We start from the raw sequence: 16192 nt of genomic DNA, 5'->3' as shown, positions 1-16192 counted from the left end.
AGCCTCAATTATGGATTTTCAATGTTGAAAATCCATAATTGAGGCTTCGATTATCCATTGAAATAATATTTTTAAAACTTCGATTAATAAATATCGCCATTATGAAGTATAAATTATTTCCTTGTATTCTTTGTATAACATTATTTTCCTGCCATTTTCAAAAAAAGGAAAATACATCCGCTGTCAAAGAAGTCAATATTTGCATATACGGAGGAACATCCGCAGGTGTTGTAGCTGCTTACTCTGCAAAAAAGATGGGTAAATCCGTTCTTTTGGTAGAGCCTGGTAAATATTTAGGAGGTATGACTACTGGTGGATTAGGTGCAACAGATATCGGAAACAAATATGCAGTTACCGGATTGGCACGCCTTTTCTATCGTCGCATTGGAGAGCATTATAATAAATTCGAGCAATGGACCTTTCCGCCGAGTGTCGCAACAGCAACCATGAACCGCTTTGTGAAAGATGCAGATTTAGATGTCCTGTATTATCGCCGGATAACAAATGCTAAAGTTCAGAATAAGAGAATACAAAGTATCACTTTGGAAGACTCCCAGAAACCAGACAAAAAGACCTTGATACAAGTTAAAGCCAAACAATTCATCGATTGTTCGTATGAAGGAGATTTAATGGCAAAAGCCGGTGTTTCCTACTTTGTCGGACGTGAAGGAAACGAAGAATACGACGAGACTCTTAATGGAGTCCAGATGTCTTTCTGGCATCAATTTCCGGACGGAGTAGACCCATATCTAAAAGAAGGCGATCCGAATAGTGGCTTATGTTGGGGAATCCAACCTAATACACTGAAAGAAAGAGGAAGTGGAGATAAACTCGTACAAGCATACAATTTCCGTTTATGCCTTACCGACAATAAAGAAAATCAACGTCCGTTCGAAAAACCTGAAAACTATGATCCGGCCAAATATGAACTATTGGCACGTGCTATCCGTAAAATGGATTTACACATAGATAATTATCTCTTATTTAACTGGGGTATGATGCCAGATAATAAGTATGACGTGAATAATCGCGGACCACTATCAACTGATATGATCGGTATGAATTACGAATATCCGGATGGCAACTATGCAACCCGCGAACGGATCTGGCAAGAACATGTAGACTATACAAAAGGACTGCTCTATTTCCTCACACACGATGAAAGAGTCCCTTCCAAACTTCGCGACCAGGTTTCCAGATTCGGATGGGCGAAAGATGAATTTGTTGACAATGATAACTTTCCGACCCAACTATATGTGCGCGAAGCCCGACGCCTGAACGGGGAATATATCATGACACAAAAAAATTGCCAAGGGGAAGAGACTGTGGGAGATGCAATCGGAATGGCCGCCTACGGAATGGACTCTCATAATTGCCAACGTATCGTTACAAACGGTATGGTAAAAAATGAAGGGGATGTCCAATATCATGGCTTCCCACCCTATCCGATCTCGTACAAGAGCATTACGCCTAAACGCGAAGAATGTACTAATCTACTGGTCCCCGTATGTATTTCTTCCACCCATATCGCTTTCGGATCGATCCGGATGGAACCGGTCTTTATGGTGCTGGGACAGTCGGCAGCCGTAGCATCGGCATTAGCGATCGACGATAATACCGACGTCCAGACAATAGACGTAACCAAGCTAAGGAAAATCCTGAAAGAGAATCCTTATCTGGACGGTTCTACTCCCGAAATATTAGTCGATGACAGCGATATCGACAAAATAGAAAGATCCGGACATTGGCAAAAAAGCTTTGGAGCGCATTATAAGAACAGCTTCTTAAAGTCGGCGAACCAAAAGAACAATTGCTCTTTCACCTTTATGCCTGTTATTAAAAAGGCGGATACATACGAAGTGTTCTTTTACTGCACAGCTCTTCCCGACCAGGAAATGCCCGAAGTTATGGCTTTTGACATTACGGGTAAAGAGGGGACCAAGCAAGTAGAAATATCTCCCAGATCTCACAAAGGTGCATGGGTAAGTTTAGGCACATACGCGTTTGAGAAAGGCAACTGGACATCTTCTATCAAGATTGACGGCTGCCGTTCGAAGGGTGCCTTATTTGCCGATGCTATTATATTAGTTCCTAAAAAATAAAATTCTTATCTTTATAGTTCCCATAAAAACCAAGTATAAAAAGAGAATACCATGATTACACGACGTGATTTTTTAAAAGTAACGGCAGCCGGAGGCGCATTAGCCTCTTTAGGTAGCGTGACGGAAGCAAAAGCGGCCATGAAGTCAGCCGTTCCAGATGAAGGGTTCTGCCATGAAGGGGCGCGTAAGATTCCGGTGATTGCAGAAGTAGATCTTGTGGTCGCGGGTGGAAGTTCACGTGCTATTGCCGCTGCTGTTGCCGCAGCGAAAACAGGTAGTCGAGTTTACCTGGTTGGCTATATGCCCTATCTGGGTGAAGACATATGCGGCTCACATCTCTACGAGCGAGAAGCAGGGGAAAAACTGCAGACAGCACTTGCACGCAAGCTCTTTCCGGGGAAAAATTTCCCGACTCCGCTTCATATAAAGAAAACGCTGGAAGACGAGCTGATCGACAACAACGTACAGTTCCTCTACAGCAGCTATGTAACGAATGTGCTGACGGACCCGTCCGGTAAACCTGCGGGAGTCGTGATTGCAAACCGTTCGGGCAGACAGGCTATCCGTTGCAAAGCGATTATCGATGCGACGCACAATGCATCCGTTGCCGGACTATTAGGAGCAGAACGTAAACCTTTTATCGCAGGTTCGCAAGAATTCTGCTATACCGTAGTAGGAAATACCCCGAAAGAAGCACCGGAAATTATCCAGGCCGAAGAATTATCCCAGCCCATCAAGGTTGGTGAGAAAAGCTATCCGGTCACCCGCTATACATTCCATTTACCACTCAAAGACGACTCGTATGCATCACTGGCCGAGGTCGAACAGATCATCCGTAACCGGACATGGGATATAGACCAGGTCGACAGCTCGGATCTGCTCTGGTATATTCCGAAACAAACGATTAACAGCGAGAAAGCATATAACGGGAATCCGGTGTCCTGGCGCAAGTTACCGATGCAAGCATTCAAATCTAAGAATATTGCAAACCTATGGGTACTCGGTCCCTGTGCTGAGATACCAAGAGAGTTGGCAGCCAAAGTGATGCGCCCCGTTCCGGCCCTGTTCATAGGAGAAATGATGGGCGAAACAGTAGCCAGGCAGATAAAGGATATACCCGTACCAGCTCAGGCCACTGTCCGCCAGCTTAAAGTAAACGCTTCAAACTACGGACAAACAGGCGAACTGCTCTCCCCACTCCGTCCGTCCCTGCAAAAGGGGTTCGTCGCCTCTCCAGCAGGTGCGCTTCCGGTTTTAGGCAGCTACGATGTAGTTGTGATGGGAGGCGGCACAGCAGGTGCGTCCGCCGGAATATCTGCAGCCAAACAGGGAGCCAATACATTGGTATTGGAATACCTGCACGGGCTTGGAGGATTGAGTACACTAGGAATGATCGGTGTCTATTGGGATGGGTTCCGAGGCGGATATACCGCTCATATAGACAAGAGTGTCCTGGCAATGGCACCTAAAGACCATCCAAGACAACCCAAAGGAGAAGGACGTTTCCCTGCCGACTGGAAAATGGAATGGCATCGTAAAGAGCTGTTACAGGCAGGAGGCAAACTCTGGTTCGGCGTGATGGGATGCGGTGCTTTGATAGAAGGAAGCCAAGTAAAGGGAGTCGTAGTCGCCACTCCCTTCGGACGAGGCGTCATCCTATCCAAAATATTGATAGACAGCACTGGAAGCGCAGATATAGCCATTGCTGCCGGAGCGGCATTCGATTATACAGGTAAAAAAACAATCGCCGTACAAGGTGCGGGAACTGGAAAATGGGCGCCGGGCGACTATTACAACAACAACGACTGGCTGTTCGTAGACGACACGGATATTCTGGATGTATCACGCGCTTTTGTCCAAGCCAAAACAAAACTGCAAGGACAATACGATCTGGTCAAAATCCCCCAGACACGCGAACGCCGGCGGATAATCGGAGACTACATCATCTCGGTATACGACGTGATCAACCATCGCCGCTATCCCGACACGATTTCTTATCACAAAAGTTCGTTCGATACACACGGTATGATCATAGACCCGCTCTTCATCCTAAACCCACCGGAAAAGCGCCACAAGATTTATGATGCAGATGTCCCCTTGCGCTGCCTGTTACCGAAAGGATTGGAAGGTATCCTGACCACCGGCCTGGGAGCAAGTGCGCACCGAGATGTCATGCCGGTGATTCGTATGCAGCCCTGCCTGCAAAACCAGGGATATGCAGTCGGCTACCTCTCCGCCCTATGTGTCAAAGAAAATAAATCTCCGCGCAAGATAGATATCAAAAAGGTGCAGCGTCACCTGGTCGAGATCGGGAATCTGCCGCAACGGGTGCTGACGGATAAGGAGTTTAAAGGTTTCAGTAATTCCGAGATGAAGAAGGCTATCGCCAGCGTGACGGATAATTATAAAGGGCTCGAAATATTACTAACCGATCCCGAACGTTGCATACAGCTCGCCAGCAAACAAATCGCCGGAGCCACTATGCCGGAAGAGAGAGTGATCCTTGCCAGCATCCTGTGTATCTTAGGACAAGGGAAACATGCCCCGGTACTGGCTGAAGCCATCCGGCAATATAAAAACTGGGACGAGGGCTGGCACTACACCGGCATGGGACAATTCGGGATGTGCCTCAGCCGCTTGGATGCCCTTATCACCGCATTGGGAAACGCCCGCGATACATCCGTCCTTCCCACCATATTGGAAAAAGCAAAGAAGCTGGAGCCGGAAGACTATCTTTCCCACTTCCGTGCCATCACTATGGCCACCGAAGCAATCGGCAGCCGCGAAGCTGTCCCCGTACTGCTGGCCATGCTGACGACACCGGGTGTACGGGGCCATTCGATCCTTTCATTTGCCGAAGCACGTAGCAATGCGGTCCCCGACCTCAACGACACGTCTACCCGTAACCTCGCATTGAAGGAGTTGCATTTGGCAAGAGCCCTTTACCTATGCGGCGACCAGGACGGTATCGGAGAAGAGGTGCTCCGCCGGTATGCCGACGGTCTGCAAGGCCACTATGCCCGTTATGCCCAAGAAATATTAAACAGTAAATAGCACTTTATGAGAAAGAAAACACTTGTACTCTCCCTCCTTTTGGCCTGTGCGACCGCTTTCGGCCAGTCGTCCTACGACCTGGTGATCGTCGGCGGCAACCCCGGAGGGATCATGGCAGCCATCTCGGCTGCCCGGATGGGGAAAAAATCGGTAATACTCGAACGTACCCGCTATGTAGGCGGACTTCCCGCCAACGGACTCGGAGCAACCGACATCGCCACCCGTGCCGCAACGACCGGCTTGTTCCGTGAGTTTGTGGACGGAGTGAAACAACACTATATCGACACCTACGGTCCTGGCTCCGAGCAGGTGAAAGTATGCAGCGACGGCTACCACTTCGAACCCTCCGTCGGGGCACGCATCTTCCAGAAGATGCTCGACGGGCAGAAGGACAAGATCACTGTCCTGACCATGCGCCAGTTCGATGCCGAAGATGAAAACATAGTCATGCGCGACAACCGCATCGAAAAGATCCGTATCCTGAACCGCGAAACCGGGGAGATGGAGGAATATACCGGTTCTGTATTCCTGGATGCCACCTACGAAGGTGACCTCGGAGCTGCCGCCGGCGTTCCTTTCCGTGTAGGGCGCGAAGGGAAAGACGAGTTCGGCGAGCCCGGAGCCGGGCGCGTCTACAAATATTGGGGCGGTCCGGAAGGGGACGGCAGCACGTTCAAGAAAGACAATGCCGTGCAGTCCTACAATTACCGCCTCTGTCTGACCAATAATCCTGCGAACCGCGTGGCCTTCACCAAGCCGGCCCGTTATAACCGCGAAGACTATGCCTCCATCGTGGAGGATGTCTGGACCGGACGCAACACGGATGCCGCCATGCAACGCGTGACACCCGAAATGATGGAAGAGAACCGGAAACATATCAAGGCCGGCAACCCCTCCAAACTTCCGGGAGACAAATGGGGGATCGCCAAGATCACCAACATCGTCCATGTCCCGAACATGAAGACGGACGCCAATAACCAGCACGGTGTGTTCGTATCGACCGACCTGCCTGAGGAGAACTGGCCCTGGCCCACCTCTTCGTGGGAATGGCGCGACAAGTTCGCCCAACGTCTGCGTGAATACACCGAAGGCCTTTTCTGGTTCGCCCAAAACGACCCCGAACTGCCCGCCCACTTCCGCAAAGCAGCAAAAGAATGGGGACTTTCGAAAGACGAATATGCGGACAACGGACATTTCCCGCGCCAGGTCTACGTCCGTGAAGGCCGTCGTTTCGAAGGTGCATATTTCTTTACCGCCAACGATGCCATTCCGGTAACGATCGGTAGCCGCCCGCCCATCCACCAAAGCAGCATAACGGCGAGCCATTATGCGTTGGATTCGCATGCGGTACGGAAAAGAGAAGAAGGAAGAGTGCATCTGGACGGCTTCCTGAGCTATCCGTCGGCAGTATACACAGTCCCCTATGGCGTGATGGTCCCGAAAGAAGTGGGCAACCTCCTGTTGCCCGTCCCGGTGTCGGGTTCGCACATCGGATTTTCCACCCTGCGCATGGAGCCTTGCTGGATGGCAATGGGACAGGCCGCTGGTATCGCCTCCGCCCTTTCGATTGACGGAAAGGTGAAGGTGCAGAACATCGACCTCTCCCGTCTGCAGGACAAGCTGGTCGACCAGAAGGCGACACTTATGTATTTCAAGGATGTGGATTACACGAGTCCTCACTTCCGCATGGTGCAATATCTGGGACTTCGCGGCTATCTTCCCGAATGGACTGCACGTTTGCAGGAGCCGGTGGATATGGCGACTCTAACCGCCTGGAAAAAACTGAGCGGAAAGGACCTGCCGGGCATAGAAGCCGGTAAAACGACAAGATTAGTGGCTTTGGAAATGATTTATCGGAAAATAAAATAACCTAAAAGGAAATGTGTCAAAACCATCTATTCCCTGATAGGACAATAGATAGATTTCGACACACTTCCTTCCAATATAATCATCCAATATAATTTCTTACTTGATCACTTCTCCACGGCCGTTCATCAACACAAACTCCTCGCTCCGGTCCGGATTACCAATCTCGATCTTATAAGTTTCATGTCCGGGATTCCCCATCATATAAGCTCCTTCAAAAGTACAACCCTCATAAGAAGAAGAGGTTCCCATTGTCCGTAATACGGCATGTGGGAGGTTTTGCATATCTATTCTCCGAAACCCATCGGGAGTAACCTGTTCGAAAGATGAATATACAGCAGCCTGTCTACACTTCGCATCCTGAGATGCAAATACCACCACACATGCAACAACTGCAACGACTAATGCTAAAACAATCTTTTTCATAATCTTAAAACCTAAATCTAAACAATCTTCTTATAACCTAAACTCCATTACATTGACATAAATACAAACGCCATGCCAAACCGATAAAAGCGCTTGCAAAGCGGGAAGTCACCCCATAAAACAAACGGGGCGTGTAGAAAAAATCCACACGCCCCGTCTATAATTCCACAATTGTCACCAGTTAAGCCTACATCTCCGACTTGCAATAGTTCAGCACTTCCACATTACGGATCGAGCTCTTGAAATTTCCCGCTTTTTCCAATGGGAATACCAATGTGCGGACATAATTCATCGAATCTTTTCCTCCATTGAAATACTGTTTCCGGATAGCCAGATCCTCTTTCAACTTACCGTCGATGTAAAGCCGCGTAGATTTCTCGTCCCCAGTAATGGTTACCGATGCGGTCTCTTCTGGATAAAACTGGTAGTTGAAGGTATTCAGATATCCATCCCGGATAAATCCCAACTTTCCGGAAGCCGGATCAGACAGGTAAAAGACAGCATCAGGCGAACGAAACAATTCGGTTCCCTTTTCCTCCGCCTCCGCTTTGATATCGAAAGAGACGGTATAATGATAGCCAATCTCTTTCAACCCCGTTTCCATTCCCGGCTTCAAAGTTTCGAGGTTGTAAACGGAACGCGGCTCCGTCCCGATACGTCCGGCCACGTTCACGCCAGGTGCTTCGCTGATCGCCATACGGGCGCTGTTAAAGTCCGCATACGGAACCGTACAATCCTTTCCCGTCCACATCTTAACAGCCAACGTCTGCATAGCAGGAAACACGCGATAGTGAATATCCTTCGTGCTGATGCCGTTACCCGCATGGTCGTTCCAGACAGCAAACATACCGCCTTTGATCTGCTTATGCTTTTCGGGAAACACTTCTTTCCCTACATGGGCGGGCGTCCATTCTTTATAAAGCATTTCCGTATTCAGATAATCATAATAATAGCCTGCTGCGGGAACGATATACAGATACCCGTCAGGGATACTAATCAGGTCATAGCCTTGTTTGATCATCTCTTTCGGATCGGCATACCCGTTATACCAAGCGCTCATCAGCACGTTTTCAGATTTTACAGGTGTTTCACCCTTTGCGTGCGTCAAAGCTCCCCAGACACAAGCCTGCTTGCCGAAACCTTCCACAAAACGGATATAGTGATCGGTGAAAGCACGGAATTTCTCCACCACATCCTGCTTTTTATTGGAATATTCGTCCGTTCCAATATGGACACGTTTGCCGGTAAAGACGGGATTACGTCCTTCCAGGTACTCGCGGAAAAGAGCATCCACGAACTCATAAGTTTCAGGTTTGAACAAGTCAAGATGATCCATGCCATACTCTTCGCTGCCGATCTCCGGCTTATACTGTGTAAGAGCAAGCGAATGTGCCGGGACATCTATCTCCGGAATGATCTCCACACCCAGGCTATCGGCGAGTTGTTGCAGGGCGATAAACTCCTTTTTTGTATAATAGCCATCGCGGGCGGTCAGTCCGGGAAAAGTTTCACATTCGAGGCGGAAAGCCGAATAGGTCTTGTTCCAGTCGTGATTGTAATATTGCTTGAAAGCATTATCGTTCAAGTGGATCTGGAATGTGTTCATCTTATAGTAGGCCATCATCTTCACATAATCACGTAACATGCTCATTGGAATAAATTTACGCCCGCAATCCATCATAAAACCACGGATCGCATAGTCGGGATAATCACGGGCTGTCCCTTTCGGCAAAGCCTGATTACCCTGCTGTTCGGTCAGTTGTAGCAACGTGCGGGTAGCCCAATACAGCCCCTTGCTCTTAGGAGCAGTAACGATGACGCGGTCAGTGATCTTCATCGTGTAGCCTTCCTCTCCCAACCGGCTGTCGGACGAGAGGGAGAACACAAAATCGCCGGCAGCCGCACGACCTTGCACGACCTGCATCCGACGGCCGAACATCAGCTCGTAGTCTTCGGCAAACTGATTGGCAACACGGGCTACAGACGGATCTTTTCCGGTATACACGATCCGGGATGTAGCCGTAGGAGTGAACATCCCCTGAGCTCCTCTCCATTCCTGCAATTCAGGGATGACAAACGGTTTCTTGTTATTTGCGGCGTCTGCTTTTCCAGACAATAACAATAAAGCTGCCAAAAGCAGCCAATAGAGTTGTATCTTCATAAGTATTTGAATTTATTGCGGACAAAGATACAAATTATTCCTTATCTCTCACAATCGGAGTGTATCGCCCCTTTTTCGTTAAAAGATGGCTAAATAGCAGGGCATTTCTGATTGATTTATTACTTTTGCATCCAAAATCATTTTAATGAGTTACAATTGGAACACACGGACGGAACTTTTGTTAGGCGCCGACCGGATGGAGCGGCTGGCACATAGCCATGTGCTGGTAGTGGGACTAGGAGGTGTGGGAGCTTATGCAGCCGAACAGATATGCCGCGCCGGAATCGGCCACATGACGATCGTCGACGCCGACACGGTGAACGAAAGCAATATCAACCGCCAACTGCCGGCGTTACATTCGACGTTGGGGATGCCGAAAGCTGAAGTCGTAGCCCGTCGCCTGTTAGATATCAATCCCCGTCTGAAACTAGGTGTCCTGAACGAATTTTTGCGCGACGAACGGACGGAAGAGGTACTTTCGGCGACCCGGTACGATTTTGTCGTCGACGCGATCGATTCCCTCAGTCCGAAAGTATTCCTCTTGTATCACGCTTATCAGAGAAATATCCCTGTCGTTTCCTCAATGGGTGCCGGAGCCAAGATGGACCCGTCACAAGTCAGGATCGCGGATATCTCGAAGACCTGCAACTGCGCATTGGCAAAAGCCGTACGCAAACGACTGCGCGGTCTGGGCGTCAACAAAGGGATTCCGGTTGTCTTCTCTACCGAGATAGCCAATCCTGATGCCGTCGTAGAAGTGGAAGGCGAACAATGCAAACGGACAACGACCGGAACCGTTTCCTATATGCCGGCAATATTCGGATGCTACTTAGCCTCATATGTTATTAACCAGTTGAAAGTTGAAAGTTGAAAATGAGAAGTTATTCTTTTCCTTATACAACTTTCAACTTTCAACTTTCAACTTTCAACTGATATGATACAAACAGAAGGAATAACCAAAAGCTTCGGCTCCCTGCAAGTATTGAAAGGAATCGACTTGACGATAGGCGAAGGTGAGATCGTAGCGATTGTCGGTCCGAGCGGGGCGGGAAAAACTACCCTGCTTCAGATCATCGGGACACTTGATGCTCCGGACAGCGGCAAACTATATATAAACGGGACCGAAACCGTCCGCCTTTCGGAAGAAAAACTGGCGGCATTCCGCAACCGGAACATCGGCTTCGTTTTCCAGTTCCATCAGCTTCTCCCGGAGTTCACGGCTTTGGAGAACGTGATGATCCCGGCACTGATCGCCCGTGAAAAACCGGCTGTAGCCGAGAAAAGGGCGAAGGAGATTCTTGACTTCATGAACCTGACCGATCGGATGTCCCACAAACCGAACGAACTGTCAGGCGGAGAGAAACAGCGCGTAGCCGTTGCCCGCGCCCTCATCAACAACCCGTCCGTAATCCTCGCAGACGAACCATCAGGAAGCCTGGATACCAAGAACAAGGAAGAGCTGCACAAGCTCTTCTTCGACTTGCGCAACCAGATGCACCAGACATTCGTCATCGTCACACACGACGAGCAACTGGCAACCGATACAGACCGCGTGATCCATATCAAGGACGGAACGGTTCAACAGTTGAAAGGGGAAAGTTGAAAGTGAAAAGAGGGCAATTATTTCTTAATCTTTAATTCTTAATTATTCATTCAAACATGGTGGACAACAGAGTCACATTCGGTAGTAAACTCGGAGTTATCCTAGCTACCGTAGGATGCGCCGTAGGACTGGGAAGTATTTGGCGTTTTCCTTATATGTTAGGGACGAACGGCGGTGCCGCATTCTTGCTTATCTATATTCTCTTCATGATATTCTTAGGAATTCCGGTAATGGTAACCGAATTCTTTATCGGCCGCTACTCCCGCAGCAATACGGTCGGTTCGTTCAAGAAAATGGCCCCCGGGACGAAATGGTGCTGGATCGGATACAACGGCATCCTGGCCGCTTTCCTGATCCTGGGCTTCTATGCGGTCGTTTCCGGCTGGACACTCGAATACGTCTGGCAGACAGTAAACGGCAACCTCTACAGTACGCCGGGTGTGGACTTTACCGCCGGCTTCGACAACTTCTCTTCCAATGCACTCCGGCCGATCTTCTGGACAGCAGTCTTTATCGGACTGACGCATTTCGTGATTGCCTCAGGTGTGGAGAAAGGCATCGAACGGGCCTCCAAGATCATGATGCCACTCCTGTTCTTTATCCTGGTCGTGATGTGTGTACGCTCCGTCACGCTGCCAAATGCAGAAGCGGGACTGGTGTACCTGTTCAAACCGGATTTCAGCAAGCTGACTTCATCCGTTGTACTGAGTGCCGTCGGGCAGGCGTTCTTTTCGCTGAGTCTCGGCATGGGTTGCCTTATCACCTACTCTTCTTATTTCGGGAAAGACACCAACATGTTGGCAACAGCTTGGCAGGTGACGATCATCAATACTTTTGTGGCAGTCCTGGCAGGGATCATGATCTTCCCGGCAGTCTTCAGCTTCGGGATTGCCCCATCGGCAGGCGCCCAACTGGTATTCATCACTTTGCCCAATGTATTCGAGCAGTTACCGTTCAGCAGCTTGTGGTCGCTTATTTTCTATATCTTGCTGGCGATGGCGGCACTGACTTCTACCATTTCCTTGCATGAAGTGGTGACCGCCTATATCCATGAAGAGTTCCGTATGACAAGGAAAAGAGCGGCTTGGCTCGTTTCGATCGGTGTATTCATCTTAGGCATTCTCAGTTCACTCTCGTTCGGATTATTAAAAGAGTTCACGATAGGTGGACTGATCTTTTTCGATGCACTGGATTACCTGACGGCCAAGATCATGCTGCCGTTAGGAGGAATGCTGACCTGCATCTTCGTCGGAACACGTGTCGACAAGAAAATCCTGAAAGCCGAGCTGACCAACGAAGGGACGATCAAGTTCCGTCTCTTCTCCATTTATGTCTTCTTCATGAAATACGTTTCCCCGATCGCCATCGGCATCGTATTCCTAAACGAACTCGGCCTGCTTGACCAGCTGAAGAAACTATTTTAAAATAAACCCGTAAGTTCCTTGCATATCGGCAGGGAACTTATACCTTTGTAAAATAGTATTCATTTAATAATAACTGTCTTATGGAGACCAAAACCATTCGAAAAAATACTTTCTTACCATGAACTGGCGCGACCTTCTCTACTTCTCCAAAGGCGAACGGAGAGCACTGGCTTTACTCCTTTGCCTCATCACTATTTCCTGGATCTTATTGCTTTGGACAAACACGAAACGGATGCCTATCGAAGCGCAGACAGATGCCCATCGAACGGAAAACCGACAAGCACCGGGCGAAAGACGGATCATCACCGGAAAAAATACATCCGAAGGGGGAAAAAATTTCATCCGGAAAGAATCCGGACCTCATCCGAATAAAACCAAGAATACCCTTAAAGATAAAAGTCCTACCCTTACAGGTAACAACTCCTACCCTACAGGCAAGAAGAGGAAAGGATATACCCTATACACTCGAACGGAAAAGTACGCGCCGGGAACCCTCGTCGAACTCAACACCGCCGACACCACGATCCTGAAAAAAGTCCCTGGCATCGGCAGCACCTTCGCTCGGCGGATCATGAAATACAGAGAACTCTTAGGGGGCTTCTACGATGTCAGCCAGTTGGCGGAAGTGTATGGGATCGATGAAGAACGCTACCAAGCCCTCGCCCCCTGGTTCATTGCCGACACGCTCCATGTACGCCGGTTAGAGGTCAACGCCTTACCCGCCGCCGCTCTCCGCAAACACCCTTACCTCGACTACCGACAGGCAAAAGCGATCGAACAGCTCCGGAAACAAAAAAGCAGGCTCTCCGGATGGGAGAACCTGCAATTGATAGAAGAATTTACAGATACGGACAAGAAACGGCTCACACCGTACCTGTCATTCAAATAAACTTTAAAACGTGACTTGTATCATCACGGGAAAATGATCCGACGGGAAACGACCGTACTGCATATCGTTGAGAACAGCATACTTTTTCACCTTCGTCCCCTTCGTCACCCAGATATAATCGATGCGGTTCATCATCTCGGAATCCGTCTTGAAGCTGTTGTAAGTACCTTCCGTACCATAACGCGGCTGCTCGCTCAGGTCATACGAGTCCAGCAACAGACCGTCGGATGCTAGCGTCACCATCGGTTCATCGGTCGGAACGGCATTGAAGTCTCCCGTCGCAAAGACCGTCGCATCCGTTCCGGCAATCTGCTTGATACGAGCGATCAGCAGTTTGGAGGATTCCCGGCGTGCCACCTTCCCCTGATGGTCGTAATGGGAATTGAAAAAATAGAACACCTTGCCACTCTCCTTATCGCGAAACTTACCCCAGGAACAAATACGGTTGCAGCAAGTAGCATCCCAGCCCTTGCCCGGAACATCCGGTGTTTCGGAAAACCAGAAATTCCCCTTGTCTAACAAATCAAAACGACTGGTCTTATAGAAGATAGCGGAATGTTCGCCCGCATCCTCGCCGTCATCGCGCCCAGCACCGATATAGGCATACCCATCCAACTCGGCAACCCCGTCCAACATGTGCTTGAACCCTTCCTGTGTCCCGAAGATATCGAAATCGTGAAAGCGGATCAGTCCTTTCACCATCTCTTTGCGGTTCGGCCAGGCATTCACGCCATCCTTCTCCGTGTCCATACGGAGGTTGAAAGTCGCCACGTTCAGTTCGCTCTTCCCACCAGTGGCCGGATGGGATTCTTTCATGGCCCATGACTGGAGCAAAGCTGCCAGCAGGAGGACCGAAACAAATACACTTATTGTCTTTTTCATATCCTTATCATTTATCGATTACACATTTACCAACCCGGATTCTGTTTCAGGTTTCCATTTTTGATGATTGCCGACTGAGGGATCGGGTAGTAATACTGGCGGCCATCGTCATACCAGATACGCGGATCATCGTCCGACCAAGTCAGATTACCCGAATCCGCCCCGGTCAATCCCTGCTGCGTGCCCTCTCCTACCGAAACAGGCGTACAGGAAGCAGGCAGACCGGTCGGCTTCTCTCCCTTATAGAAGATCACGTCCGGCGTACCGTCTTTGTCGAGGTCCATCTGGACATTCAAGGCGGGAACATATATACCAGTCCAACGCATCGTCATCAGCTCACCGCGTTTCCAACGCTTCAGGTCGGTGAAGCGGAACCCCTCCAGAGCCAATTCGATGGAGCGCTCACGACGCACTTCGAGGATGACCGGATCGGAAATATTCGGGAAATAGTTTTGCTGGAAATAAGCATCCACCTTGGTCGGCTTGGCAGAAAGACCGCCAGTGATACCGGCGCGTGCACGCAGCACACCGACCGTATTCGCCCAATCCGCATCCGTCAGCGTCCCCAACTCAGCTTTTGCCTCGGCATAGTTCAGCAGGACTTCGGCATAACGGAACAACGGAATCGCATTCGTATTCAAAGCACCGGCATCGTATTTGGTATCATCCAACGTATATTTGATCGGTTGGTAGCCCGTATAGGAATAACCGTTGAAGTTAGGAGCGGCAGGCACCCCGTCGCGTTCATACCCAGGTGTGCGGATCGTCTGGGCAAGGCGTGCGTCACGGTTCTGGCATTCGTCATAGAACTCCATCGTCTCGTAACCGGCACGATCCGTAAACGGTGTCCCATCCGTATTCAGGAAAGTATTGACAAAGGTACGGATCATACTGAAACGCGCTCCGTACGTGCCTGAAGTCCACCACCAGTTAGCTTCGCCCAACACAGCCAGCCCGGCATCGGCACAGCTCGCCAGCATTACTTCGCTAGTTACCGGCTTATCACTGATGAACAGCGAGCGGAAAGAAGCATCCGTACCCTCACCCGTATAAATAGAATGGCCGCTTTCCTTCATAACCGTTTCGGCAGCACGGACAGCCTCCTGATACCATTCGTCGGCCGAGTCGGTCAATCCCAACTCCGTATGATACTTGCGAAAAGAAGCTTCGAAGAGGCAGATACGGGATTTCAACGCATAAGCCACCCATTTCGTCACCAGAGAACCGGTTTCGTCCTTCGTCCGCGAGATATTCTCACAAGCGAAGTCCAGGTCTTCCAACACATGATCCATGACGATAGTCCGCGAATCGCGGGGAGCATACAGCAACTCGTCGTCCACACCTAACGTACGGTCTATCCAAGGCACATCGCCGAAACGTACTACCATCTCGTAATAGAAGTAAGCGCGGAAAAAGCGGGCCAAGCCGATATAGTTGTTACGGACAGATTCATCGACCGCCTCGTTCGTACAGTTCTCAATAAAGTAGTTGATGTTGCGCAGATCGCTCCACGACCACCCGCTGCTCAACTCGGCCGAGTAAGCCCCTTCGCGGATAAAGTTGTCGAAGCTGGTCACCGCTCCATAATCGCACATGGCATCCTGCCTGAAACCGTCACTGACGGAAGGGAGCATATTATAGAAAGAATAGGAATATGTTTCCAGCCCTTTCTCCGTCCTGAAGACTGTGTCTTTGTCCACCGAAGCCTGCGGTGTCTCGTCCATTGAGCAGGACGAAAGGAGTAAACAGACTGATACAAAAGAATATATAATCCGTTTCATGTCG

The 16192-nt window shown here is 49.6% G+C and carries 11 protein-coding genes; 7 read left to right on the top strand and 4 right to left on the bottom strand.

All coding sequences use genetic code 11. The annotated features are described in order from the left end of the window. Window positions 1-101: 101 nt before the first annotated feature. The 3 genes from NQ542_RS14795 to NQ542_RS14785 are packed head-to-tail and all read left to right on the top strand — an operon-like array spanning window position 102 to window position 7025. The gene (locus NQ542_RS14795) at window positions 102-2102 is read left to right on the top strand and encodes an FAD-dependent oxidoreductase (protein WP_005639858.1); all 2001 of its coding nucleotides are present in this window, start codon (window positions 102-104) and stop codon (window positions 2100-2102) included. A 51-nt stretch (window positions 2103-2153) separates the two neighbouring features. Beyond that, window positions 2154-5156: an FAD-dependent oxidoreductase gene (locus NQ542_RS14790; RefSeq protein WP_005639856.1), complete on the top strand. Its 3003-nt coding sequence runs from the start codon at window positions 2154-2156 to the stop codon at window positions 5154-5156. Between the two features lie 6 nt (window positions 5157-5162). After that, the gene (locus NQ542_RS14785) at window positions 5163-7025 is read left to right on the top strand and encodes an FAD-dependent oxidoreductase (RefSeq protein ID WP_005639854.1); all 1863 of its coding nucleotides are present in this window, start codon (window positions 5163-5165) and stop codon (window positions 7023-7025) included. 96 nt (window positions 7026-7121) lie between these two features. Here the strand turns inward: NQ542_RS14785 and NQ542_RS14780 are convergent, their stop codons facing one another. Continuing rightward, window positions 7122-7448, bottom strand: coding sequence for a hypothetical protein (locus NQ542_RS14780; protein WP_005639852.1), 327 nt, complete (start codon window positions 7446-7448; stop codon window positions 7122-7124). A 187-nt stretch (window positions 7449-7635) separates the two neighbouring features. Continuing rightward, window positions 7636-9609 carry a family 20 glycosylhydrolase gene (locus NQ542_RS14775; protein WP_005639848.1) on the bottom strand — a complete coding sequence of 658 codons (1974 nt, stop codon included), beginning with the start codon at window positions 9607-9609 and terminating at the stop codon, window positions 7636-7638. Window positions 9610-9754: 145 nt separating this feature from the next. Between NQ542_RS14775 and NQ542_RS14770 the strand changes: the two genes are divergently transcribed. The 4 genes from NQ542_RS14770 to NQ542_RS14755 all read left to right on the top strand — a co-directional run bounded on the left by NQ542_RS14770 (window position 9755) and on the right by NQ542_RS14755 (window position 13525). Continuing rightward, window positions 9755-10480, top strand: a complete 726-nt coding sequence (locus NQ542_RS14770) for a tRNA threonylcarbamoyladenosine dehydratase (RefSeq protein ID WP_005639846.1) — start codon at window positions 9755-9757, stop codon at window positions 10478-10480. A gap of 63 nt (window positions 10481-10543) precedes the next feature. Further along, on the top strand, window positions 10544-11212 hold the full coding sequence (locus NQ542_RS14765) for an ABC transporter ATP-binding protein (protein ID WP_005639844.1): 669 nt from the start codon (window positions 10544-10546) through the stop codon (window positions 11210-11212). Between the two features lie 56 nt (window positions 11213-11268). Further along, window positions 11269-12636 (top strand): sodium-dependent transporter, encoded by a 1368-nt coding sequence (locus NQ542_RS14760; protein WP_005639842.1) that lies wholly within the window; start codon window positions 11269-11271, stop codon window positions 12634-12636. 118 nt (window positions 12637-12754) lie between these two features. Next, the gene (locus NQ542_RS14755; protein ID WP_005639839.1) at window positions 12755-13525 is read left to right on the top strand and encodes a helix-hairpin-helix domain-containing protein; all 771 of its coding nucleotides are present in this window, start codon (window positions 12755-12757) and stop codon (window positions 13523-13525) included. 3 nt (window positions 13526-13528) lie between these two features. Here NQ542_RS14755 and NQ542_RS14750 read toward each other — a convergent pair whose 3' ends face one another. Together NQ542_RS14750 and NQ542_RS14745 are read right to left on the bottom strand one after the other, a co-directional pair. Continuing rightward, a complete protein-coding gene (locus NQ542_RS14750; RefSeq protein ID WP_005639836.1) occupies window positions 13529-14407 on the bottom strand; it encodes an endonuclease/exonuclease/phosphatase family protein in 879 nt (292 codons plus the stop codon). Between the two features lie 26 nt (window positions 14408-14433). Beyond that, a complete protein-coding gene (locus NQ542_RS14745) occupies window positions 14434-16188 on the bottom strand; it encodes a RagB/SusD family nutrient uptake outer membrane protein (RefSeq protein ID WP_005649837.1) in 1755 nt (584 codons plus the stop codon). Between the last annotated feature and the right edge of the window lie 4 nt (window positions 16189-16192).

The sequence above is a fragment of the Parabacteroides merdae ATCC 43184 genome (assembly GCF_025151215.1).
GTDB classification, from domain to species: Bacteria; Bacteroidota; Bacteroidia; order Bacteroidales; family Tannerellaceae; genus Parabacteroides; species Parabacteroides merdae.
Note: the sequence above shows the minus strand (reverse complement) of the source record. Positions and strands in the feature narration are given on the sequence as shown.